Source organism: Mycoplasma feriruminatoris (assembly GCF_000327395.2).
Lineage (GTDB): Bacteria > Bacillota_I > Bacilli_A > Mycoplasmatales > Mycoplasmataceae > Mycoplasma > Mycoplasma feriruminatoris.
In genome coordinates, this window is sequence record NZ_CP091032.1 from 826,511 (window position 1) to 852,082 (window position 25,572).

General features: G+C 25.2%; 18 protein-coding genes. 6 read left to right on the forward strand and 12 right to left on the reverse strand.

Annotated elements, in window-relative coordinates; translation table 4 throughout:
- Nucleotides 1–13: 13 nt before the first annotated feature.
- The 3 genes from D500_RS03560 to D500_RS03570 all read right to left on the reverse strand — a co-directional run bounded on the left by D500_RS03560 (nt 14) and on the right by D500_RS03570 (nt 4,902).
- Entirely contained in the window at nt 14–2,437 is a 2,424-nt protein-coding gene (locus tag D500_RS03560) for a carbohydrate ABC transporter permease (protein ID WP_008363551.1), read from the reverse strand.
- Between the two features lie 14 nt (nt 2,438–2,451).
- Nucleotides 2,452–2,976: a hypothetical protein gene (locus D500_RS03565; RefSeq protein ID WP_008363549.1), complete on the reverse strand. Its 525-nt coding sequence runs from the start codon at nt 2,974–2,976 to the stop codon at nt 2,452–2,454.
- A 63-nt stretch (nt 2,977–3,039) separates the two neighbouring features.
- Nucleotides 3,040–4,902, reverse strand: a complete 1,863-nt coding sequence (locus D500_RS03570; protein WP_008363547.1) for a hypothetical protein — start codon at nt 4,900–4,902, stop codon at nt 3,040–3,042.
- Nucleotides 4,903–5,141: 239 nt separating this feature from the next.
- Here D500_RS03570 and D500_RS03575 point away from each other — a divergent pair, with 239 nt between their 5' ends.
- From D500_RS03575 to D500_RS03590, 4 genes are all read left to right on the forward strand, one after another.
- Complete coding sequence (locus tag D500_RS03575; protein WP_320415080.1) at nt 5,142–6,938, forward strand: glycoside hydrolase family 13 protein; 1,797 nt, start codon at nt 5,142–5,144, stop codon at nt 6,936–6,938.
- Nucleotides 6,939–7,059: 121 nt separating this feature from the next.
- Entirely contained in the window at nt 7,060–8,859 is a 1,800-nt protein-coding gene (locus D500_RS03580; RefSeq protein ID WP_239759415.1) for a glycoside hydrolase family 13 protein, read from the forward strand.
- Entirely contained in the window at nt 8,859–9,488 is a 630-nt protein-coding gene (gene pgmB, locus D500_RS03585; protein ID WP_008362614.1) for a beta-phosphoglucomutase, read from the forward strand. Before D500_RS03580 ends, pgmB begins: the two co-directional genes overlap by 1 nt.
- 107 nt (nt 9,489–9,595) lie before the next feature.
- On the forward strand, nt 9,596–11,260 hold the full coding sequence (locus D500_RS03590; protein WP_008362615.1) for an LppA family lipoprotein: 1,665 nt from the start codon (nt 9,596–9,598) through the stop codon (nt 11,258–11,260).
- A 27-nt stretch (nt 11,261–11,287) separates the two neighbouring features.
- Here the strand turns inward: D500_RS03590 and D500_RS03595 are convergent, their stop codons facing one another.
- The gene (locus tag D500_RS03595; protein WP_008362617.1) at nt 11,288–12,169 is read right to left on the reverse strand and encodes a Cof-type HAD-IIB family hydrolase; all 882 of its coding nucleotides are present in this window, start codon (nt 12,167–12,169) and stop codon (nt 11,288–11,290) included.
- Nucleotides 12,170–12,417: 248 nt separating this feature from the next.
- Here D500_RS03595 and D500_RS03600 point away from each other — a divergent pair, with 248 nt between their 5' ends.
- Nucleotides 12,418–13,713 carry an ATP-binding protein gene (locus D500_RS03600; RefSeq protein ID WP_008362619.1) on the forward strand — a complete coding sequence of 432 codons (1,296 nt, stop codon included), beginning with the start codon at nt 12,418–12,420 and terminating at the stop codon, nt 13,711–13,713.
- 34 nt (nt 13,714–13,747) lie between these two features.
- Here the strand turns inward: D500_RS03600 and D500_RS03605 are convergent, their stop codons facing one another.
- The 8 genes from D500_RS03605 to oppB all read right to left on the reverse strand — a co-directional run bounded on the left by D500_RS03605 (nt 13,748) and on the right by oppB (nt 24,815).
- Nucleotides 13,748–14,044 (reverse strand): type II toxin-antitoxin system YafQ family toxin, encoded by a 297-nt coding sequence (locus tag D500_RS03605; protein WP_008362621.1) that lies wholly within the window; start codon nt 14,042–14,044, stop codon nt 13,748–13,750.
- Entirely contained in the window at nt 14,037–14,309 is a 273-nt protein-coding gene (locus D500_RS03610) for a type II toxin-antitoxin system RelB/DinJ family antitoxin (RefSeq protein WP_008362623.1), read from the reverse strand. Before D500_RS03610 ends, D500_RS03605 begins: the two co-directional genes overlap by 8 nt.
- A 184-nt stretch (nt 14,310–14,493) precedes the next feature.
- Nucleotides 14,494–15,663, reverse strand: coding sequence for a DNA-methyltransferase (locus D500_RS03615; RefSeq protein ID WP_008362626.1), 1,170 nt, complete (start codon nt 15,661–15,663; stop codon nt 14,494–14,496).
- Nucleotides 15,664–15,826: 163 nt separating this feature from the next.
- Nucleotides 15,827–18,931 carry an oligopeptide ABC transporter substrate-binding protein OppA gene (oppA, locus tag D500_RS03620; RefSeq protein WP_008362628.1) on the reverse strand — a complete coding sequence of 1,035 codons (3,105 nt, stop codon included), beginning with the start codon at nt 18,929–18,931 and terminating at the stop codon, nt 15,827–15,829.
- Nucleotides 18,932–18,947: 16 nt separating this feature from the next.
- The gene (locus tag D500_RS03625; RefSeq protein ID WP_008362631.1) at nt 18,948–20,831 is read right to left on the reverse strand and encodes an ATP-binding cassette domain-containing protein; all 1,884 of its coding nucleotides are present in this window, start codon (nt 20,829–20,831) and stop codon (nt 18,948–18,950) included.
- Nucleotide 20,832: 1 nt separating this feature from the next.
- Entirely contained in the window at nt 20,833–22,533 is a 1,701-nt protein-coding gene (gene oppD / locus D500_RS03630; RefSeq protein WP_008362633.1) for an oligopeptide ABC transporter ATP-binding protein OppD, read from the reverse strand.
- 14 nt (nt 22,534–22,547) lie between these two features.
- The gene (gene oppC / locus D500_RS03635) at nt 22,548–23,555 is read right to left on the reverse strand and encodes an oligopeptide ABC transporter permease OppC (protein ID WP_008362635.1); all 1,008 of its coding nucleotides are present in this window, start codon (nt 23,553–23,555) and stop codon (nt 22,548–22,550) included.
- A 15-nt stretch (nt 23,556–23,570) separates the two neighbouring features.
- On the reverse strand, nt 23,571–24,815 hold the full coding sequence (oppB, locus tag D500_RS03640; protein WP_008362638.1) for an oligopeptide ABC transporter permease OppB: 1,245 nt from the start codon (nt 24,813–24,815) through the stop codon (nt 23,571–23,573).
- Nucleotides 24,816–25,033: 218 nt separating this feature from the next.
- On the opposite strand from oppB, the gene D500_RS03645 reads away from it, so the two are divergent.
- Entirely contained in the window at nt 25,034–25,528 is a 495-nt protein-coding gene (locus D500_RS03645; RefSeq protein WP_008362640.1) for a hypothetical protein, read from the forward strand.
- The last annotated feature ends 44 nt before the right edge of the window (nt 25,529–25,572 follow it).

The following is a 25,572-nucleotide window of genomic DNA, read 5'->3' on the forward strand; positions in this document are numbered from 1 at the left end:
TATAATCTACCTCCTAATTTTTAAATGCACTCATTTTTCTAAATCCACTTGCTGAAATAGAAATAACAATAGCAGATGAGAATAAAATGAACGCTGCAGCAATACCATGTCTATAGTTTAATGGATGTGATGAAATCTTAAATACGAATGAAATTAGAATATCTGTAATACCTGGTTCTCCAGGATAGAAACCACCACCTGGTTGAATAACTTTTTGGTTAGCACCAAACAAGTAAATGATTCCAAAGTTACCAAAGTTAAATACAAATTGTCCAACTAATAATGGAGCTACTTGTACAAGAATTAAAGGAATAGTAATTTTTAGTAATTGTTTGAATTTTGAAGCACCATCAATTGTTGATGAATCATATAAATCCTTAGATATACCTTGTAAAACTCCAGTGATTAATAAGAACATATATGAGTGTCCTAATCAAGTTTGTAATAGAATTAAGACAACACGTGCTTGAGTTTGTTTAGAAGTTCATCCATCTACATTTATTCATTTCTTAGTAAATTGGTTGAATTCCGCACTTGATAAAAGAATTGCAAATACCATTATCATAATAAATGCAGGAACAGCTCAAGGTAATATAAATATCAATCTAAAGATTGCTTTACCTTTTAATCTGTCGTGATTTACTAATAAGGCAAATATAGAACCTACAAAAATTACTGATATAGTAGTAGAAATAACTCATACAAATGTTCAAGTCATAACATATTTAAATGATGAAAAGTATAATCCACCAAATATATCTTTGAAGTTTTGAATTCCGATTCATTGAATAAATTGTCCTGGGTTACCTGGATCTTGTCCTTTTCCATAGTTTGTAAATGCAATAATTATTGTACAAATAATTGGCACAACAACTATAAGTAGAATACCAATGATTGCAGGTAATGATAAAATATAAGGAATACCATGAGATTTTAGAAATGTTCTTGTTTGACTAAATCTATTAGGTCTAGAACCTATTCTCATCTTCTTAGCGTTATTAATAGAATCGCTTCAAATAGCAAATATTGATATAACAGTTAAGAAGATAAGAACTATAGATATAACTCCTTCTACTAAGAAGAAACGACCATCGGCATCAAATCCTCTATCAGCTCCAAAGTTTACAAGTCCTAAAATTCCATTTCCTCCAACATTTCCAATTCCTCATGAATATAGCGAAAATGCTAATAATAATGGAATTGAAGCAAATAATAGCGCTGCTTTTTTATATTGTTTATTTATTAATGCTGATATTCCAGGGAATCAACCAAATACATAACACAAAATTTGTTTTCATTGTGGGTATTCAATTGGTAAATTATTTTTTATATTTTCTAACTCAGCAACATATTCAAGTCTATTTTTATTTGAATCAGTTTTATAATTGTGTTTTAAGAAACTTCAGTTTTCTTTAGCTCTCTTAACTTCATTACTTGATTTAATATCTTTAACTCTTTGTTTATATTCTAATTTCAGATTTTTCTTTTCACTTTTTGTTGTAGCAAATTCTAAATCAGTTGAATAAGACTCTTTTGCTTGTTGAAGTGTTTTTTTAGTTATTTCTTTATAGGTTTGTTTTTCTTTTAAAATTTTTGAATAATTTTCTCTTGCTATTTTGATGTTTGGTATGTAGTAATTTTCAATTTCTTCTTTTTTAATTAAATACTTTTCTTCTGCTTTTGCATTTAGAGATGCAACTTCTCAATCATAACTATAATCAATACCTTGTTTATAAATTTCACTTAAACTTTCAGCCCTTTTAACACCTTTGACTTCTTTATTTAAGTTAGACACATCTTCTTTTATTTTTTTAGAAATTTCTTTTTTTCTAGCGTTAAATTCTTCTGGATTTTTATTATGTGATTTTACATAATATGAATAATCGTTTGTACTAAATAATAAGTTTAATTCAGTGACTTTTCTTTTAGCTATCTTATACGTAATATCTATAAATTTATTTTTATTATCATATGTAAATTTATTTATAAATGATAAATAAGCAACATACATTTTATTAGATTTAGTTTTTATATTTTTTAACTCTTGTTTTTTTTCGTTAAAAATAATCTTAGTAAGTTCTTTACGGGCTTTTATTTTGAACATTTCATAGATATATTCTTCATCTTTTCCAATAAAACTATCTTCAATATTTTTAATATTAAAAACAAATTTATTATTGTCATCTTTAGATAAATATAAAGCAAAGTTTTCTTTTAATTTGCCATACATATTTTTACTAATATTGTCTTTAGCAAATTCAAAAAATATTTTAGCTAGTTCTTTATTTGAAAAAGTATAATTACTATTAACAGCATTCTTTTGAACTTCATCTAATTCTATAAAAAGTTCTTCAAATTCTTTATAGCTAATCTTTTCAAGAGCACTATAAACCTCTTCTTTAGTTTTTAAGGCTTTATAAAACTCTATATTATTCATACTAACCTCACTTTCTAGAAACTATATTCTCTTTTTTTTGTTTTTTGATATCTTAATTGTCTTTTATTTTCTGAGATATCTTTTACTATAAAATAGAAACTTATTAAAACTGACACAAACAACACAATATTTATAATACTTATAGTAGATAAAGTTCTGTATAATATTAGTTCACCAAAAGCTGAACCAAATCAAACTATTAATCATAGTCCAACAAATACATAACCAACTGTTATTCTATTAATTGCAAATATACAATATATAGCAAATATAATAACTGTTATAGTATTTAATATGTATCTAAACAAATAATATTTAAAAAAATTAGATCTCTTTGAACCAATTATTTTATTTAATTCTGTTGAATCTGATACTGTATTTGAATCTACTAGAATCTTTATTTCTCTTACAAGATAGCTATATGAAACTAGTAGAGAAGCACTAATTGCTATAACAAATACAATACAAATTGCTAACAAGAAATAAGCGTTTGGTTTTTTAATGTGTGTTTTATGTCCAAAAAATAACTTAGTTTCCATAAGTTCCCCTATAAAAATTGCCAATTTTTTTAATTGGCAATAAGTTAAAATTATTATCTCAAATTATCCAAATACGTATTTAATTTTTTTGTCTTTGTATAGTCTTGCTAAAACTGTAGAAAAACTATCCTTGTTCTTGTTAATTTCTGGGTTAAGTGTTGCTCCGAATGCTTCACTAAATGTATCTCAATAGATACCAAATAACTCATTATTAGCTCTTGAAGCAATTTGACCATCTTTTCCATTACCTTGGTAAGATTCCAAAATGCTTTCATATGCATTTCCTAAAATTGTTCTTACTTCTTTTTCTTCTTTTATTTCAGCTTCAGTTTTATTTTTACCTGCACTAGGACCATCATTATGTTTTGGATTTATGCCTGTTCCTTCTTTTAATTGTTTAACAAGATGATCTCCAACTTTTTTAAATGGACTAATTTTTCCATCACCATATGCTAAATCAGTTGCATACTCTTCACTTGAAATTTCTTTAATAAATTCCATTGCTGCTTCTGCTTTAGAAAGTTTTAGTCCATTTGGAACAACTTTACCTTTTTCATCTTTTTGTTCAGCAACTCTTTTATCAATTGTTGATTTAATTCCTCAACCAAAACCACCAGCAAATCCTGTTATCTTATGTTTCCCATTACCAAATGTAATATCTCCAATTGAGGCAAATCCATATTTAGGATCCTTTGCTTTTTTACCTTGATTCATTAGAGCTTCAGCATATACTTTATGACCATCTTGCAATTCTTTTAATTTTCCTGAAACTTCATATGAACCTGCTAATGTCATTGCAGTAACACCATCTCTTCTGGCATTTGCTAAAATTTGACCAACTTGACCTGCATTACCTCCATATAATGCTTCAATATGTCCACCTAGTGATTTTACATAATTAGTAACAGTGTCTCCAACTAATTTAAGATCTTCACTAAACATTGAATTTTCAAAAATTGAGTCGTAATCATCTTTATTTTTTGTTTTTGGATCTTTAACCCCTTTTTTAATTCATACTAAACCATCTGAAGCAAAATCAGCCTTTAGTTCTTTTATTTTTTCAAGGTTATTTACTAAGATTGAATTTAATAGCATACCACCTATGAATGAACCCGCTGCGTCTAAGAAAATAAATGGGGCACCTTTAGATGTATCTATATGGTTCTTATTATCTGCATCACTAATTTTTACATTATTTTTCTTGCTTAAATTAATTTTTATTATATTTTCAATAGAAGCTTTAGGTTGATTTTTAGCCTTTTCAGGAGCTTTTTCGTCTCATTTTTCTAAGTCTGATACTTCCTTAATTTCATCACCAACTAAATAAGTGTATTTTTGACCATCCTTAACTTCTTTTTTAATTCCAACACGATTTTCATCAAAAATTCATAATTGGTTTTCAATAGCCATTGGAACAAATCCTAACATTGCTTTACCTTCTTGGTTTGGAGCAATAGCTGATTTTCAAGCCAATTCATCTTTTGAATTTTTCATATCAAGTCCTTCTAAACCTGATTTTCCGCTTACTGGTTTTATTCCGTAACGTTCTTGACCATCTTTATCATTAACTAATTTATTTTTGATTAAATCAGTCATATCATATAGATTGTTTTTATTTAGATACAAAACATAGTCTCCGATTGGAACTGTAAAAATATCTGAAACAGCTTTATCTCTAATTCCTCTAGTTGCAATAATATCTTTTTCTTGGAAGATATCTATTTCTTTTAGTTTTATTTGTCAATCAAAACCTCTATCTTTGAATGATTTATTAACTTTTTTTGCAGCTTTTTCATAACTAGGTAATCAAATTTTGTTTGTTTGAACCCAGATTTCATTAGCTTTTCTGTTATTACATGCCATTACTGCTAAAGTAGAACTACCAATAATAGCTAAGCTTGATAACATTGTCAAAATCTTTTTCATAATCTATCATCTCTTTTTAAAAAAATTTATCTCTTTTCAATATAATGCATACAGCCTATGTAAAATGCATTATTCATTTTAATTTTATATTTATTAATAATTTCTTTTTATAAAGGTTTACTAACAACACCTATATCTTGTCTATACAATAAAAAGCACTAATTGATAAATAAACCTATACAATAATAAAAAATGAATTAAGATTAATTAGGTATATTAGTTTTTAAAAAGGAGAAATGATGGGAAATATAGAGCGTGCAGCTATTTTACATGTACCTAAATCTAACATGGCTTATTGTTATGATAAAGATAGAGTTCATATCATTTTAAGAGCTAAAAAAAATAACTTACAAGAAGTGATTTTACATAGCAGTGAGCCTTTTGCACCAACAGTTACAGTTGAAACAAACAACTATGATTCAAACTTAGAAAAAAACGCTATGAGAAAGGTTGGTTCAACTGAAATTTATGATTATTGATTTATTTCAGTAACACCACCATTTAAACGTTTATCTTATTACTTTGAATTAGTTAGTGATGATGAAAGAATTTATTATTGTCAAAAAGGATTTTATCCTCTTGAAAAACTAAAAAGTGTAGAAACTGGTCAATTTAGTTTTCCTTGAATGAATGAAATCGATATTTTCAATGTTCCTAACTGAGTAAAAGACACTATTTGATATCAAATCTTTCCAGAAAGATTTGCAAATGGAAATCCTGAAATTTCACCAAAAAATGTAGTAGCTTGAAATTCAAAAGCTCCTGCTGCAGATAACTTTTTTGGAGGAGATTTACAAGGAATTATTGATCATTTAGATCATTTAGTTGAACTTGGTGTTAATGGGTTATATTTATGTCCAATTTTTAAAGCAAGAACTAATCATAAATATGACACTATTGATTATTTTGAAATTGATCCTCACTTTGGAGATAAAAAAACATTTAAAAAACTAGTTGAAGAATGTCACAAAAGAAACATTAAAGTGATGCTAGATGCTGTGTTTAATCACTTTGGTTACTGACATCCTTACTGACAAGATGTATTAAAAAATCAAGAAAAATCAAAATATAAAGATTGATTCTATATTAACAAATTTCCTGTAGAAAAATTAGATGAAAATCTAACTGAAAATAACAGTTTAGATCTAAACTATTACACATTTGCATTTACTGGTTATATGCCAAAAGTAAATACAAGTAATCCTGAAGTTAAAAAATACCTTTTAGAAGTTGCAAGATATTGAGTTGAAGAATTTAATATTGATGCATGAAGATTAGATGTTGCAAATGAAATTGATCATAATTTCTGAAGAGAATTTAGAAGTGTTGTAAATGAAAAGAAACGCACTTATATTCTTGGAGAAGTTTGAAATGATTCAAATCCTTGATTAAAAGGAGATCAATTTGATGGAGTTATGAACTATGTTCTAACTAGACAAATTGTTGATTTTGTAGCAACTAGAGAAATTGATGTAAGAAAATTTAAAAATAGAGTAACAAATGTTCTTTTCTTATATCAAAAAAACGTATGACCTGGAATGTTAAACTGTTTAGCAAGTCATGATACAGCTAGATTATTAACATTATGTGAAAATGATCCAAACAAATTAAAATTAGCTTATTCTATTATCTTTACTTTATGTGGATCTCCAAGTATTTATTATGGAGATGAAATTGGTTTAGATGGAGCTCACGATCCAGGATGTAGAAAATGTATGATTTGAGATAAATCTCAATGAAATATGGACATTTTTAATCATTTAAAAAATCTAATTAGAGTAAGAAAAGAAAACCCAGTTATCGGATCTTATGGATATTTAGAATTCAAATCATATGATGAAGAAAAACAATGTTTAGAATACATTAAAACTGATACTAAATCTCATTATTTAATTTTAGTTAATAATAGTGATAATCAAGTTGAAATTGAACATGCTGATTTATTAAACAACACTGATTTATTAACTCAAACTAAACAAACTTCAACATGTGTAAACTTAGAACCTTTATCTATGAGAATATTTAAACTAAATTAAGCATCAATGATGCTTTTTTTAGTTGTATAAACAATATTTTTTAATAAGTAAATAAAATATAATTTTATTTTTTAAAACTTAATTTAGAATTTTTATGTACTTAAGTTTAATAAGGAGATTTATGAAATTAATAGATAGAGTTGCAGTTCATCATCAACAAAGATCTAATATGGCTTATTGTTATGATAAAGACTATATTCATATTATTTTAAGAACTAGAAAAGATGATCTAAAAAAAGTAATTATTCATCATGGTGATCCTTTTTTACGTGGTCATTACTTATTAGGTAGTGATTATATTGACTTAAAACCAAAAGAAATGACTAAAAGTGGATCAACTAAGTTATATGATTATTGATTTGTAGAAGTAAAACCTGAATTTAAACGTTTAACTTACTTTTTTGAATTATTTGGAATTGAAGATGATCATTGCTATTTTGGTGAAAAAGGTTTTTATGAAACTGATGATTTTAAAACGATAAACACAGGTGGTTGAGGATTTAATTATGCTTGAATGAATCCAAATGATGTTTATAATTTACCACAATGAGTAAAAGATACTGTGTGATATCAAGTATTTCCAGAAAGATTTGCAAATGGAGATAAAAGTAATGATCCAAAAAACACTTTAGCTTGAAATTCTCAAAATCCAACTTATGATAGTTTTTTTGGTGGAGATTTACAAGGAATTATTGATCATTTAGATCATTTAGTTGAACTTGGTGTTAATGGGTTATATTTATGTCCAATTTTTAAAGCAAAAAGTAATCACAAATATGACACAATCGATTATTTACAAATTGATCCTAATTTTGGAGATAAAAAAACATTTAAAAAACTAGTTGAAGAATGTCATAAAAGAAATATTAAAATAATGTTAGATGCTGTGTTTAATCACGCTGGATATTGAAACAAATTCTGACAAGATGTTTTAAAAAACAAAGAAAACTCAAAATACAAAGATTGATTCTATATTAATAAATTCCCACTACAAGAAGAAATAGTTGATCAAAATAATAATCATAAAAAAATTAATAACTACTTTACTTTTGCATTTCATGAAGTAATGCCAAAAATTAATACAAATAATAAAGATACTAAAAAATATCTATTAAAAGTTGCTAATTATTGAATTAAAGAATTTGACATTGATGCTTGAAGATTAGATGCAGCAAACGAAGTTGATCACGAGTTTTGAAGAGATTTTAGAAAAACAGTTAATCAAAATAAACCAGTTTATATACTTGGTGAAATTTGAGGTTATGCTCATCCTTGATTAAAAGGAGATCAATTTGATGGTGTAACTAACTACATGATTACAAGTCCAATTTGTGAGTTTGTAACTAAATGAATTAAACCATCTAAGTTTAATGACAAAACTACTGAAGTTTTAAATAATTATCCTAGAAATGTATTTAAAGGAATGTTAAACTGTTTAACAAGTCATGATACTACTAGATTATTAACATTATGTGGAAATGATGTTAGAAAATTTAAACTAGCTTATTCATTAGTATTTATGTTACCTGGAGCTCCAAGTATTTATTATGGAGATGAAATTGGTTTAGATGGAGCTCATGATCCTTTAAATAGAAAATGTATGAATTGAAATAAAGATCAATGAAATTATGAAATCTTTAATTATTTAAAAAAACTAATTCATGTTAGAAAAACTCATCCTGTTTTAGGATCATATGGTACTTTAAAATATACATTAATTGATGATGATAAAAACTATATTGAATTTATTAAATATGATGATAACAATACTTATTTAATATTAGTAAATAACTCAGATCAAAAATTAGAAGTTAAAAAAGATGAATTAATTAATAAAACTGATTTAATTTCTGATCAAATTCAAACTAATAATATAGTTAGTTTAGAACCAATTTCTATGAAAGTGTTTAAAATAAAATAATGAAATTTAAAGGTGTTATTTTTGATTTAGATGGAGTAATTACAGATACTGCTCCATTACATTTTTTAGCTTGATCTCAAGCTGTTAAAACTATTGGAATTACTAATTTAGATGAATCTTTTTTAGATAAATTAAGAGGAATAAGTAGAAAAGAATCATTACAAGTAATTTTAAATTCTTATAATTTAAAATTAAATGAATCTGAATTTAATAACTTATTAGAACATAAAAATACTTTATATAAAAAAGCTTTATTAAGTATAGATAAAAGTTGAATTCTACCAGGAATAGTTGATTTTATTAAAGATTTAAAAACTAATAATATTAAGATTTGTTTAGGTAGTTCTAGTTTTAATGCAAAAGATATTTTAACTAAACTTGAATTAATTAATGATTTTGATTATTTAGTTGATCCAAGTGAAATTAAAAACTCAAAACCAGCTGCTGATATTTTTATAAAAGCAAGTCAACTTTTAAACTTAGATCCAAGTTTATGTGTTGTTATTGAAGATGCAATTGCTGGAGTTAAAGCAAGTAAAGCTGCAAATATTTATTGTATTGGAATTGGTGTTGATGCTGATATTAGATTAGAATCAACTAAAGATTTATCAATTAATTTATTAAAATAACTATTATTGTAAAACTCTAGTTTCTAGTAACTAGAGTTTTTTTATATTGTTAAAATTAATAAAATATGTTATATTATTAAGTTGCAATATAGAATAGAGAAAAGATTATGAGAAAGTTTAGTAAGTTAATTTTAGCAATTTTACCCGTTTCAACTCTTACTGTTTTTAGTGTAGTTTCATGTTCAACTAATGATAAAAAACCTATTGAAACTCCAAAAACTCCAAATAATAAAACTCCAGAAAATCAACCTAAACAACCTGAAGATGCACCAGAAAGTGATGAAAAACATAATTCTGATAAATCAAATGAAGAAGTAAAACCCGATGGTGAACCTAGCCCCGGTATGCCGGATGAACCATCTCATAATCAACCACAAGATCAACCTAAGGAACCTAAAACACCAGGAAATAATAATTCTGATTCAAGTAATAACCATAGTTCTAATAATACTAATGATGAACCACAAGGTGATGAGCCACAACCACATGAAAAACCAAATGATTCTGAAGTAAGTAAAACAGACTTTTCAGATTTAGACGATTTGAAGCATGAATTTTCGTTTAAACATATAACAAAATATAATAAGATGGATGCTGTAACGGCTTGAATTAATTTAAAAGTTGAACAAAGAACTATATTTAAAGATTTTATATTTAAGGATTATAAAAAAATTCTAGAAAAATATCAAATTGAATTTGATTACAATTATACCCCTATTACAGTTAAAGAAAAAGGCACAATTGATAAAGTTAAAATTAAATTCACAAAAAATAATGATTCTAAAACAATAGACTTTATTTTTACTGGATTTCAAATACCAGAAAATAAAAAAGAAAACAAATGAAATAAAAATGATTATATAAAACAAAAAGAAGTAATAAGTGAAAAAATAAAAGGTGTTTTCCCTTCTCTTTTAGCTTATATGCTACTATACATAGAAAATAATAAACCTTATGAAAAATTACAAGAATCGGGCAATGTTATTAATTTTGAAGAACTTAATAATAAGAACTTAAAATTATTTGACGATAATTTTGCTGGTTTTAACAAAGGTATTAAGGAATTACTATTTACTTATGATGAAAAAAATAGGACTTTATATAAAGATAAAATAGTAGCTGCAAGATACAACGATAATACCGGAGAGTTAGGTATAAAAGTAGAAGTTTCAAATACCGATGATCATCCTGACAAGCTAAATGATCCAACAATAACAAAAGAATTTACTTTCCAAGGGTTTAGACACATAGATTTGAATAATCCTAATGATAATGTTCTAAATATCACATTACCACAAAACAATCTAAAGAAAATTATAAAAAATGGTAGCTTAAAACTACTTGTTGAACAACTTACAACACATAAACATTTTGATACAAAAATTAAATTAAATGATATTTCTACAATTTGATCTGATCTACAAGCAGAATTGTTAAAAGAACTAATTGTAGATATACAAGATAAAACAAATAAAATATATAAATCTCAACAAACATTTAGTTTATATTCAAGTAAGAAAAAGGAAGATAATTCATCTATAATAGGACTAAAAAACAACATGACATTATATCCTTTTCTAACTACAATAACAAAAAAATCTATTACAGAATCTCATTTAACTATTAGTAATAAGGATCAAGAAAAAGAATTAAAATTAGATATTGAAATTAGCCTACCAATCTATTCATCTGCATTAAGTGATTTAACTTCTCACGCTGCAACTGATAAATCTTTAATTATAAAAGTATCTCAAACAACTAAAATAGACTAACAAAAAAAGAGACTTTGGTCTCTTTTTTTACACTTCTTTTCCTTGTAATAATAAATCTAAATAATGACCTAATCCACCTTCATCATTAGTATAATGAGTTATTCCTTTAGCTACAAATTTTAAACTATTAACTCCATTTTTCATAGCAACTGAACAACCAACTGTTTTTAACATTTCTAAATCGTTTAACTGATCACCAAATGCAATTACATCTCTTATATCTTTGTTATAATATTGAGCTAAAAAGATACTTGCAAAACCTTTATCAGCATTTTTATTTGTTAAAGTAATCACTGGTTTTGTTTTACTAGTAACTACTCCATATAAAATATCACTTTGGATTTTAATAGCATCTTGATATTTTGATAAAACTCTAATTACTTCATCTTTATGTTCATTTGATTTTAGTTTTAAAACTATGTTATTACTTGGTGATTTTCATTCTGTATAAGGAGAAGCTTTAATAAATTGAAAATCTTTTGTGTTTTTAACTTTATCTAAATGAAAGAAATCTTCTAATTCTTTATCAGTTTTTCATAATAATGATTTATCATAATATTCTATTAAAATATTTTCTACACTATTTTTAATAATAGGTTCATTAATAATTTGAGAAATAATTTCATTATTAATAGGTAAAACTACTCTTTTCATTAACTTTTTGTTTGGATCATGAATATGAGCACTATCAAAATTAGCTAATAAACTATTAAGTTTTAATTCTTTATAAATATGTTCAACTGCTCTAAAAGGTCTTCCAGTTATTATACAAACAACATGTCCATTTTTTTGAGCATCAATTAGAGCTTTTTTTGTTATTGGGTGAATTTGATCATTTTGATTAGTTAAAGTAGTTCCATCAAGATCTATTAAAATTAAGCGTTTTAAATTTAAGTCTTTTAACTTCATAATAAAACCTCATCTATAAGTATTACTTATTATTAATTTTAATTTATTATTTAAATAAATAAAAATAAGCCTAATTTTAATAAGTTAAATAAAAGAAGGCTAGTAAAAACAAACTTAGTTATTTGTAATAAATTAAATACAAACTAAACTACTATTAACCTATACATTTAATATTTTCATGTAAATACAACTAAATATTAAATGAGTACTTTTAAATGTTATTATTAAATTACAAGGAAGCAATACTTATGCAAATTAATAGAGATTATTATTTAAATAAATTAATAAGAAAAAAGAATAATAACAAAATAAAAGTGATAACAGGAATAAGAAGAGTTGGTAAATCCTATTTATTTTTTAATATTTATAAAGATTTTTTGTTATCAATAGGAATTAAAGAAGAACAAATAATAACACTAAAACTAGATAAATGAGAAAACATAGAATATAGAAAACTTGATAATTTATACAACTATATAAAACAACGTACAAATGATCCTAATAAAATGTATTATGTTTTTATTGATGAAATACAATACTGTGAAACTATAAAACAAACTAATAACACTGGTTATGAACAAATTTTAACTTTTGTAGATGTGATATTGAGTTTTTATGATAATCCAAATATTGATCTATATATTACTGGAAGTAATTCAAAGATGTTATCAACTGATATTCTTACAAATTTTAGAGGTAGATCTAGTCAAATTAAAGTTCATCCTTTAGTATTTAGTGAAATTAATTATTTATTTGAAAACAACGAACAAGCATTAGATCATTATATTAATTATGGTGGTTTACCTGAAGTTTATTTAAATCAAACTATAGAAGAAAAAAAGCAATATTTAACTAATCAATTTGAAGAAATTTATTTAAAAGATATTAAAGAAAGATATAACATTCAAAAAGATCTAATTGTTTTAGAAACACTTTTAAAGTTTGTTTCATCAGCTATTGGTTCTTTTACAAACCCAACTAAACTACAAAATAGATTTAAATCAGAAATGAAAACCGATATTTCAGCAAGCACAATTTCTAATTACTTATCTTATTTTGAAAATAGTTTTATTTTATCTCATATAGAAAAATATGATGTTAAAGGTAATAAACATTTTTCTTCAATTAATAAATATTATTTTAATGATATTGGTTTATGAAACGCTTGTATTAATTATAGACAAATAGAAAAAAAACATATTATAGAAAACATTATTTATAATGAACTTGTTAAAAGAGATTATAGTGTATATGTTGGAAGTGTTATTCAACAAATCACAATTGATAATAAAAGAACTACAAAGCAATTAGAAGTTGATTTTGTAGCTGAAATGGCAAGTAAAAGATACTACATTCAATTTGCTATGAATGTTTATACCAAACAAAAAAAAGATCAAGAAATTAATTCTTTATTAAAAATTAAAGATAACTTTAAAAAGATAGTGATTATTTATGATGATATTGAACCTAGATATGATGAAAACGGAATACTTTACATAGGTTTAAAACAATTCTTATTAGATCCAAATGTTATAGATTTTTAATAAAAAAACAGCTTAAAGCTGTTTTTTGTTTAGCCTAGTAGTTTTTTTGTTTTTCAAATAAATTAGAATGTGAACCTAATCTTAACATTATTATAACAATTTTATCATCATCTTTTTTATATATTAAAAGTCAGTCAGGGTCAATATGACACTCTCTATATCCTTTATAAATGCCAGTAAGTGAATGATCCTGATATTTTGCGTCTAACTCTTTGCCTTGAGTTAATATATTAATAACATAGTCTAGTTTATTTAAATCTTTGTTTTGTTTTTTAGCTAGCTTTAAATCCTTTTTAAATTTTGTTGTTCAAACAATTTTATATTTAGTCATCTAATGTCTCTAAAAGTTCTTTAAAGCTTGAATAATACTTTGTATTTGGATCTTTTAATAGTTCTTCTGCTTCTTTCATAGCTAACAAAGTTTCTTTATTAGGAGTATCCAGTTTAGTGCTAAAAGGAAGACTGTTATTTCTAATTGTAGCCTTAAAAAACATATTTATAGCTGCTGATGTGCTTAAACCCAATTCATTAAATATAGCTTCTGCATCATGTTTGACTTCTTTATCAATTCTTACGTTTAAATTTGTTGTTTTCATATTATTATCACCTTATAAATAATATAACATAATAAAGTTGTGTTTACATTGTGAATTAAATTATTAAATTTGTAATTATATTAATTTACTTTGTTCATCACTTGTCTTACAAGTAGAGATGTTTTTTTCTTTTATATTTAAAGTAGTTTTTTAATATTACACAAGAAATATATGATAAGTATATTTATTTATATGTCTCTAATAAATAATCAATATCATCTATTAGAATAACATTATCTAGTTTTTGATAATCATCATCATCAAAATGTGTTCTTATTAAAAACCCAAGTTCTATATTTTTAGATTTCATACAATTTATTAAAAGATTTTGGCTTTCTTTTAACGTTTCAATTTGTTTTTGAATTTTAATACCAACTGTTTTATTATTAATCTTTTGTTTTAAAATAGCATCTAGACCTTTATTTCTTCAAACAATATCACAGTCATATCTACTTAGAATTTGTTTTTCTTTTTCTGTTTTAGTATCGTATTTATCAATGCCATTTTTTAATAAATGCGATTGAGTTTTAATAGGATTTTGTAATCTTTTATTAGTTAAATTAATAGCATCAATATTTATATCAAAACCAATAAAGTTTCTATTTAATAATTTACTAGCAACAACACTAGTTCCACTACCAACAAATGGATCTAAAACTAGATCATTTTCATTAGTAGTTAAACTAATGATTCTTTCTAATAGCTCAATAGGTTTTTGAGTAGGATAACCTGTTCTTTCTTTTGCTTTTGGGTTTAAAAAAGGTATGTTTCATACATCACTTAAAGGCACACCTTTTTTTATTTGATTATAAATAATATTGTTGTTTTGATCTTTTTTATAAATTGTTTTATTATTTTGATCTTTAACTCTTAATTGTAAAATCTGATCAATATTAGTAGTTAATGAATAATCAGTATATATTGTGTTAAATTTAAAATCATTAGTTTTAGAATAATGATAGATATTTTGATGAGAATCTAATAAGCCTTTTTTAGAATTACTTCATCTTTTATAAACTCAAATAATCTCACTTCTAAAATTAGATGAACCAAATATTTCATCTAATAACATTCTTATTATATGATTTGCAGTCTTATCACAATGAACAAAAACACTACCAGTAGATTTTAAAACTCTTTTAATTTCAATAAATCTAATTTTTAAAAATTCCTTATATTCATTAATATTTTTTCAAGTATCATCAAAAGAATATTTTTTATTAGTTTTATCTACTAAAAAATGAGTTTTTTGAGTAAAAAATGGTGGATCAAGATAAACTAGATCAATGATATTATCTTCTATTTGTTTTAAACCATCTAAACAATCAATGTTATAAACTTGATTAAGTTTCATATAAATCCTTTATTAAATACACTTATTTTTATTAAAACATATATTAATAAATCTAGAATAGATATTAAAAAAATAAGATAAATATACTTAGCAAATAGTATATTTATCACTAATAAAACTAATTATTTAATAAAAAAACAATACTTTAAGTATTGTTTTAAAATTATTTATTTTGTTTTTTTCGTTCCTCATACTGCTTTTTTCATTCATCTCTTCAATTACCCATAAACTTATTAAAGTAAACATTTTTGCCTGAATTTTCATCAAATGTCATTGGGTATAATGAATTATAACCATTTTGTTTTTCTTTTTCATATTTTGCTTTTTGTTCAGCAAATTGTGACTTAGTAACAATTTTGTCAAACATTCTAACACCAACTAGTCTTCTTGCATGAGTTCCTGTTGGTCAAGTTGGTTTAGAAAATTCATCAAGATATGAAATTACTGGAAGAGTATCAGCTTGAGTAGTATGAGTAGGAATAATAATAGCTGAAGATAAAGTATAGAAGTTTTCTAGTTTGGCTAATTTAGTATATCTTTTATATAGATCTTGTTCATTTTCATCAACATTAGTTAATTCATTTGTGAAATATTGAAGTGAATCTTTTAGATTTTTATAAGCCTTTTCTAATTTATCTTTATCTTTTTGTTCTTTTTCGCTTATAGCTAACTCAAGTTTAATGCCTTTGTTATTGCTTTGACCATTTGATCCTGTATTAGAATTAGTTAAAACTGATTTATTAAACAATGTAGTTCAATTTTGTAGATAATCGTAAGCTCCATCGTATTTAATAGTTGCTAGATAGTTAGTTGGATCATCATAATCCGGACCTCATCCAAAAGCTGATAGTCCATATTTATTTTGACTTTCTTCTTCTCTATACTTACTTTCATCTACCGGTTGATAGATATCAAATACAAATGGAGAATCTATATCATTAGTTCCTTTTTTTCTAGTTAAGAAACTAAATACTTCAAACATACGACGTGTTTTAAGTTTATAGTCATCAGACCCAGCAGGATTTAATAAGAAAGGAATAGTAATAGGATTATTTGTATTAACACCAGAGATTTTTTGTAAATCCTCTTTTACTTGTTGTTTTAATAAGCTCATTTTTTTGTATAAAGTTGATAACTTAGAATCTTGTGCTTGATAGTCCTTATTGGGGTCAAACCCTTGATCATAAACTCCAATTAAATTAGCAAATTCTTTTGCTAGACTTTCATTTTTAAATTTAACAGATTTAGGGTCTCTATTTAAATCAAATAGACCATTATCAGAACCACCATTTTGTGGTTGCAATTGGTCTTCTTCTAAAAATGCAGTAAATGCAAGTAAATCATTTTCTAAATATGCATCATTACCTTCATTATATACACTAACTTTTCTAGGATTATCTAAATTTTTTTGGTCTTTGACTTTACCAAAACGATTAGCTCAACTTTTTATTCTTTCTTTATCATACCATTTTTTATTTTCTAAAACCTTAATCATTCAATCACTTCAAGACATTCCGTTTGAAGTGTTAGTAGAACTATTTGAAGAAGTAGATCTTACAGTAGGTGAAGAAGAGGTTGAAGCATTTCCGTTTATAGGCTCATTATTATCATTATATTTTGCAATGTCATAATAATCCTTTGCTAAGAAGTCTGTATAATCAGCTACTTTTTCCCCAGAATCCTTTGGTAAAACCATATTTTTTTCATCGTTATAAGTTGCAATATAACTACTTGTAAAACTATTTCTTAGTTGTGAACTTACTGGGTGATCTTGACCATCTCTAGCTTCTGAATAGAACTTAGCATATAATGAACGATTTAATCCATATCTAAACATTATTCTCAATGATTTTAATGCTAAAGCTCTATTCAAAATACTATCTTCTTCATCTGTTCTTGTTCTTCTTTTACTATCAACAAGTTTACCATTATTATCAAGTTGGATTTTTTCAGGAATTTGAGTACCTTTACTATTAAAGTTAAATCCAAATGCTCAAACTGTAGTTGGTTTTTGTTTGATTATGTTAGTTCCTTCAAATACAGGATCACTTTCTTTTCCAACGTATTTTTTTCAACCAGCTAAATCATTTGCGTTAATTTTAGTTGATGAAACATCACCGGTTTCAAATAAAAATCTTCTAGTTGCAGCATCACCTTTATTAATAAAACTGTAAAGAATTTTATCAATATAAATTTTTTCCTTATTATAGTAAAATTCATTTTTAGTTAGATTTAGCTTTGACCCTGGGAAATATTCTTCAATAACATATGGACCTGAATATCATAAACCATTATATCCAGCTATTCTGCTTAAAGGTTTACCATAAGCACTACCAGCATAAATATTAGCTTGTTGGTCTTTATCAGTAGCATATTGAAGAGCAATTTCTGGAATAGGAGCAAATGCTAGGTATGAAATTACAGACTCGAAGTAAGATATTTTCTTAGAAAGATGAAAACCAACATCAAAGATACTTGAATCTAGTCCATTTGCATTGGCATTATTAGAACCATTTTCTTTACCATCATTAATGATTTTTCCTTCTTTAAATGATTTTTCAGCCAATTCTTTAGTTGACATTGACGTATTCAAAGCCATTTTTCTTGCTTCTTGTTCATTTTGATTTATGTTAAAAGCAAGAATGGCTCTATCAATGAAATAACTTGACTTTAATTCGTTTTCTCTTAGATTTCCTGGAACATCCTTGTCAAAACGTGCATCATATAAACTGTCTTGTTTTCCTTTATTATGTTTAGGATTTGCTAATTTATCTATAAAGTTAAGTAATTCAGTAACGTATTTAAAGTTAGTTCTAAAATGCTCAATAGTTAAAGCAGTATTGTTCCTATTAAGAGCATATCTAAAAGTATTAAAAATATCTTTTCCAGTAATTTGGGGGCCTTTTACTTGTTTGTTATTTTCAATTTTAGTTCAAAATGCGTTTCTTCTGATTCTAAATTTTCAGTAATCTTTAGCTTCGTTATGATCTCAGTATTCAGCTAATGAACCTTCATAATGATCGTGATTATTAACTGCTAATAAAACATCTTGTAAATTAGCAATAATATCAGCATCATTTGAAGTATTATTAGTTGCTGAGTTTAGATTAGCTAAAGAATAGTTAGTAAGTTCACGTAAAACTTTAGTATTAGGATTTTTTCTATTTAAAATTTTATCTAAACTAATTCCAACTGAACAACTTACAACAGAAGCAGAAGCTGTTGCAATAATTGATCCTAAAAGTGTAATACCTAAAACTTTTTTCATAAAATTTCCTCCTTTCTTACATTTTAGTTTTTGATTTTAATTTTAATTCATCTTTGTAAGCTTTGATTTGTTTTTTATAAACTTTAACTTCTCTTTCATTAGCATAAACAAAATGACCTTTAGAAACTTCAACTCATTTTGGAAAATCAACTAAATAATCATAATGTTCAACTTCTGGATTATAAACAAAGTGAACTTTTTTACTTTCTTGAACTGGATCTGGTAAAGGAATAGCACTTAGTAAAGATCTAGTATAAGGATGTAGTGGTAGTTCAAATAATTCATCAGATTCAGCTAATTCAACAATATCACCACGATAAATAACAGCAATTCTATCTGTTGCAAATCTAACAACTGATAAATCGTGAGCAATAAAAATATAAGTTAAATCAAATTGTTTTTGAAATTTTGCTAATAAGTTCATAATTTGAGCTCTAATTGAAACATCAAGTGCTGAAATAGGTTCATCAGCTACAACAAATTTTGGTTTCATAATTAAGGCTCTAGCAATACCAATTCTTTGACGTTGTCCTCCTGAAAACTCATGTGGATATCTTGATAAATGTTCAGGTAATAATCCAACAGTTTCTAGTAATTGGTTAATTAGAAATCTTTTAATATCTTTTTTATCAATTTCTAAAATATCAGTGATTTTATTTTCTGGATTTTTAGTATTAAATCATTGTTGATATGCAACTCTAACTTGTTCATTTGTATAAAGTTCAGGAAAGTTATCTAAACCTTCTTTAATGATTTCTTCAACAGCCATTCTTTCATTTAATGATGAACTTGGATCTTGGAAAATCATTTGCATATCTTTTTTACTTTCTCTAAGTTCTTTTTTACTTGGAGATTTAAAGATTTCAGCAGTTTTTAAATTTTGATAAAAATCACTATTTTCAACAGTATTTATAACTGATTTATATTCTTCAGCTAATTCAGTTTTATTATTTAAAGTTAAATACTCAATTCTTTGTTGTAATTTTTTTAAATAATAACTGTTTTTTGATTTAGGACAAGTCAATGCTAAATTCATTAACTGATCATAACTAGCTTCTTCAAGTTGAGGAGAAATTAGTTTTTGACTTTTTATAACTAATTTTAACTTAGCTCCCATATCATCAAAAAACTTAGTTACTGAAGTATATTTACCTTCATTAACAGCATTTCTAATTGCTAACATTTCTTGTAAAGTAGTATAAATGGTGTTTTCTAAATCTTTAGTTTTTAAAATTGAACTATGAACAAAATCTTGGTATTTGTTAATCGCTTCTTGAAGCTCAAGTTTAACACCAGTATGTTTTGAAATGTTTTTAGTGATTCTTGATGCTTTTTCTTGTAGTCTAATAATTTTTAATAAACGTTTTAAATTATCAGTAATTGCTTGAATAATAATTGAAAGATTAGCATTCTTTTTAACACTAACTAATTTAGTAGTGTTTAAATTAACTCCTTCTTTAATCTTTCTTGATTTTCCATCTTCATAATCTTTTAATTCTTGAGTTTTAAAATCAAAGAATTTAGATTGAACATATTTATAATAAACTCTTTTAAATTCATTAGAATAATCATTTAAACTAAGTGAAGTAGTTAATTGGTTTTGTTGCATTATATATAAGTGTCTAGCAATTTTTTGATTAATTTTATAAACATCAGGAGATTTACCTCTTAATAATTTATTTTCAAAATAAATTGCTCCATCACTTACTGGTTGAATTCCAATAATTGCTCTACCGATTGTAGTTTTACCTGATCCAGATTCTCCAACTAAACCAAAAGTTTCACCTTTATAAACATCAAAAGTTACTCCTTTAACAGCTTTTAACTTATTTCTACCGTTTCCAAATTCAATCAAAAGGTCACGAACTTTTAAAATCGCTTCTTTTTTATTTTCTTTCATATTATTCACCAACCTTTGATTCAGAAACAGCTTTTTTCAGATTGTTTAATTGTTTTGGACGTTTAATTTTTGGAGCACGTGGATCTAATAATCAAGTTTTTGCAAAATGAGTATCAGAAATTTTAAACATTGGAGGTTCATATTTATAATCAACTGCTAAAGCAAATGTGTTTCTTGGTGCAAATGCATCAGCTTTGATTTCTTTAAATAATGAAGGTGGAGTACCACTAATTGAATATAGTTCTTCACCTTTTGTTCCAAGTTGAGGTAGTGATGAAAGTAAAGCTCAAGTATATGGGTGTTTTGAATTAAAGAATACATCATTAGTTGTTCCATATTCAATAATTTGACCAGCATACATAACAGCTACTCTATCAGCAATATTTGCAACAACTCCTAAATCGTGAGTAATAAAAATTACTGTAAATTTATATTCTTTTTTTAGTTCTTTAATTAGATCTAAAATTTGAGCTTGAATAGTTACATCTAATGCAGTTGTTGGTTCATCACAAATTAAAACTTTTGGTCTACATGCTAAAGCAATTGCAATAACAACTCTTTGTCTCATTCCACCTGAATATTTTCCAGGTAAATCTTTATAACGCTTTTCAGCATTTGGAATTCCTACTTTTTTCATTAAGTTAATAGCTTCAACTTTAGCTTCAGCTCTATTTAACTTACTATGATTTCTTAAAACTTCACTAATTTGATATCCAACACTTAATAATGGGTTTAAAGAAGTCATTGGGTCTTGAAAAATTGTAGCAATAGTTCCACCACGTAAATGTTGTAAGTTCTTATCAGTACTTCTTTTAATTCAGAAATTAAAACGTTTAATAAAATCTCATAATTCAGTTAATGATTCTAATTTAGCTTGATCTAATTTTTGATTTTTATTAGATCTAATATCATAAAGAATTTCTAAAGCTAAACTTTCAAAATGATTTTTATATTCAATTTCATCTAATCACTTAATGTGTGGTTCTAGTTTATTAATATCATCTAATTCATTTTTATTTACTTTATTAATTAGATTGATAATTTGAAAGTATTTAAACTTTTTTAAAGGACTAACTGTTTTAAAATTATAAATTTCTTTTTTAGCAGTTTGAATAGTTTTTTCTAATTGTTGAATTTCAAATTCTAATTTCTTAGGATCTTTTTTTCACTCAATTTGTTCTTTTAGTTTTTTAATTTGTTCTAAATACTCGTTTCTTTTAACTAGTTTTTTAGTACTGTTAGTAAACTCGTATTTTTTTAACATATCAGCTTTTTGTTGTAATTCTTCAATTTTTAAATTTAAAGACTCAACAGTTGATTCATTTAATTCTTTAATTAGTAATAAAGCATCTTTAATTTTTTTATTATTGTATTTTTTAATCCCTTTTCTTGATTCACTTTCTAAAGAATTTTTATGAAATTCTACTAAATCAAGATCTTTTTTAAAAACAGATGATTCATTTTCTCTAGTAGCTTTATTTGGATAATACATAATTGATCCATTAGCAATATAACCATTTGACTCTAACATATTAGTTAAAGTTTTAGTTAATACTGATTTTCCAGATCCAGATTCACCAACTATAGCTACAGTTTCTCCATCATAAATATCAAAACTAATATTTCTAATAGAAGTTAAAACTTTAGAACGGACACGAAATTTTACGACTAAATCCTTAATTGATAATATAACATTTTTCATAATTTCTATCCTTTCTATCTATGGTTTTTTGGATCTAATGAATCGGCAAATACTTTTAATACTAAGAAAAATAAAGTTGAAATAATACAAATAAATACAATAGGTAAAATGATTAAGTGCGGATAAACTTGTCATTCACTTGATTGCATAATTGATTGAAGAATTTTACCTAATGAAGTATTAACTTTTCCATCAACAAATCCTCTATCAAAGTAAGCAAGAGTTGATTCAATTGCTATTGCAGTAGGAATTGAGAATGTTGATACTTGAATTAATACTGGTAGAATTTTTGGTAAAACATTTTTTCTAATAATTTTATCTGATCTAGTTCCTAAAGTAATTGAAGCAATGTTGTAATCAGCATCTCTAATTGATAGAACTAAAATTCTTATACTAAATGCTGGTCCAATTCATGCTTGAATAACAATCCCTAGAATCATTGGCCAATATCCAACACCAAATACTGACATAATAACAATAATTAAGATTAGTTGTGGAATAACTAGAATTAATGAAGTTAATTGATAGAAGAAAATATCTAATTTTCTATAATATCCTCAAATTAATCCCATAATAATTCCAATTGATAATTGTAAAAAGGTCATAACAAAAGCAAACGATAAACTACTTCTTAAACCTAATCAGATTTCAATTCAATAATCTTCACCATTTCTACCTAATCCAAATCAGTATTTTGCAGATGGATGAGCTTGAGTTTTACCAGGTGTTACTAATGGAATTGCTTCTTTTCCATAAGGAACAATAATTGAAGTTAGTAATAAAGCTAATAAAATAATTGAACAAACAATAAACACTTTGCTAGTTATTAAAATTTTTCCAACAGCTTTTCAATAACTATATGGTTTTGTAATAAGAGTTTCACTAGTTTGTGCTTGTGAACCTACTAGTTCAAATAAAGAGTGATCTATTTGAAAAATATCTAAACCATGTCTTTTGAAAAATGCTTCTCTTTCATTATCTAAAAGTGCTGAATAATCTTGTTCTAATTGTTCAGTTTTCATACAAATCACTCCTTTCTAATCTTTAGTTAAACTTACTCTTGGATCTAATAGTACGTGAATTAAGTCAGCTAGTAATTTTGCAAAAATACTTACAAATGAAGATAAAACTGTAAGCCCTAGGAAAACAAAAAAGTCGTTTCCACCAGCTGATTCTTTAATTAATCTTCCCATTCCAGGAATAGCTCATTGAGTTTCAACAATCATTGATGATCCAAACACTGTTAAAATAATTTCACTTGGAATACTTCTAACAATTCTTACTCCAGCATTTCTAAAGATATGAACATAATAAGTTTTATTTGAACTAGTTCCTTTAGCTAAAGCAAATTTAGCATAATCAACAGTCATTTCATCAACTATATATCTTCTTACAAAAGTAGCAATACCTGGTAGGTTAATTACAACAATTGCAAAAATTGGTCAGAATCTAGTTGCAAAACTTCCTGTATTATAAATTCCTGAATTTCCTAAAACAGCTACTGAAAAAATGAATGTTCCAATAATAATAACAATTGATGGAATTGCTAATAATAGAGCTGAAACTCCATTAAATACGTTATCAAATAATTTTCCTTTCTTTTTAGCAGCTCTTACACCAATTAAAATTGCTAATGCATAACTAATTAAAACTGAAACTGAACCAATAGCAAATGAATATGGCATTGCATCTAGAAAAGTTTTTAATGCATCACTACCTTCTTCAGCAACTGAAGTAGCAGTTGTTACACCTAAATAAAGATATCTAGTTTCAGTAATCAATCTTGATGAATCAATAATAGCTTGACCATTTGTAGAAATTACAACTTCTGAACCTATTACAACTTGTTTAGGAATAAATGGTGTAATATTTTTTAGATATGTTAGGATTTGAGGAATTAAAGGTCCATAAACTCCAAAACGCTTCATTCTATCAATTAATAGAATGTTAATTTGTTCTTTAGATAAACCAGTTTTTCTAATATCAGCTGGTAAATATTTAACATCTGGAGTAATTGTACGAATCACAGCATATAAAATAATAACTGATAACAATAAAGTAATTAATCCATATAAAATACGCTTAAATGAATAACCATATAAAGGATGTCTTACAAAATATTTATAAATATTAGCTGATGTATCATAATACCAATATTTAAAAGTAGTTCACTTACTTACTTTATGTTGTTGATTAGTTTCATTAAGTAAACTAAAATCATCAAGTAATAGTTGGGTTTTTAAATTCAACTGTTCTTGTTTAGTTTTTAATGTTGACTTCATAAAACTTTTCCTTTCTATTAAATATATTAAAAAATAAAAAATAAAAAAGTTAATTAAATTAACTCAATTACTATATATAGTTCAACTAAAATCACCAAAAATTTATTAATATATTTTTTTAATAGTATCAAAATATCATTCAAAATTTTTAAAAAAAATAAAAAAAACTATTTTTTTAAATGTTTTGTTATATTCTAAAATTAAAAAGGTAGATATGTATGAAAAAATCTAAAGTATTCAAAGAGTTAAGAGATATTGATAATTTTACTAAGCAACAACACGAAAAACAAGTAGATAAAGCTATACAAGAAGTTTATGAATCTGATGATTTTAAAATGAACTTTTATGAATATCAACAAGCTAAAAAACTAGGATGAATTGGTTGATTAATTGTATTTGGTTTATTTATTATTGGAAGTTTAATTGGAGTATTATTTGGATATTTAACATTAAATATTGAACGTTTTAGTAAATGAAAAGGAATTAATTATTTTAATGTTTTATATACAGCAATTTTATTTTTTATAGGGTTTATAATTGGGTTTGTTAAAAATAGACAAGCTACTAAATTTTTTAATGATAGAAGAAGAAGATATCAAAAAACTTTAGAACTAAAAGAAGCTAAATTAATTAGAATTAAAAAGATGTTTTATTTAAGTGGATTTTTAATGTTAGTTCTTACAATTATTTTATTTGTAGTATTTAAAATTTAGATTTTAATAAGTCTAGTTAGTAGATAAATGTTTATAACTATATA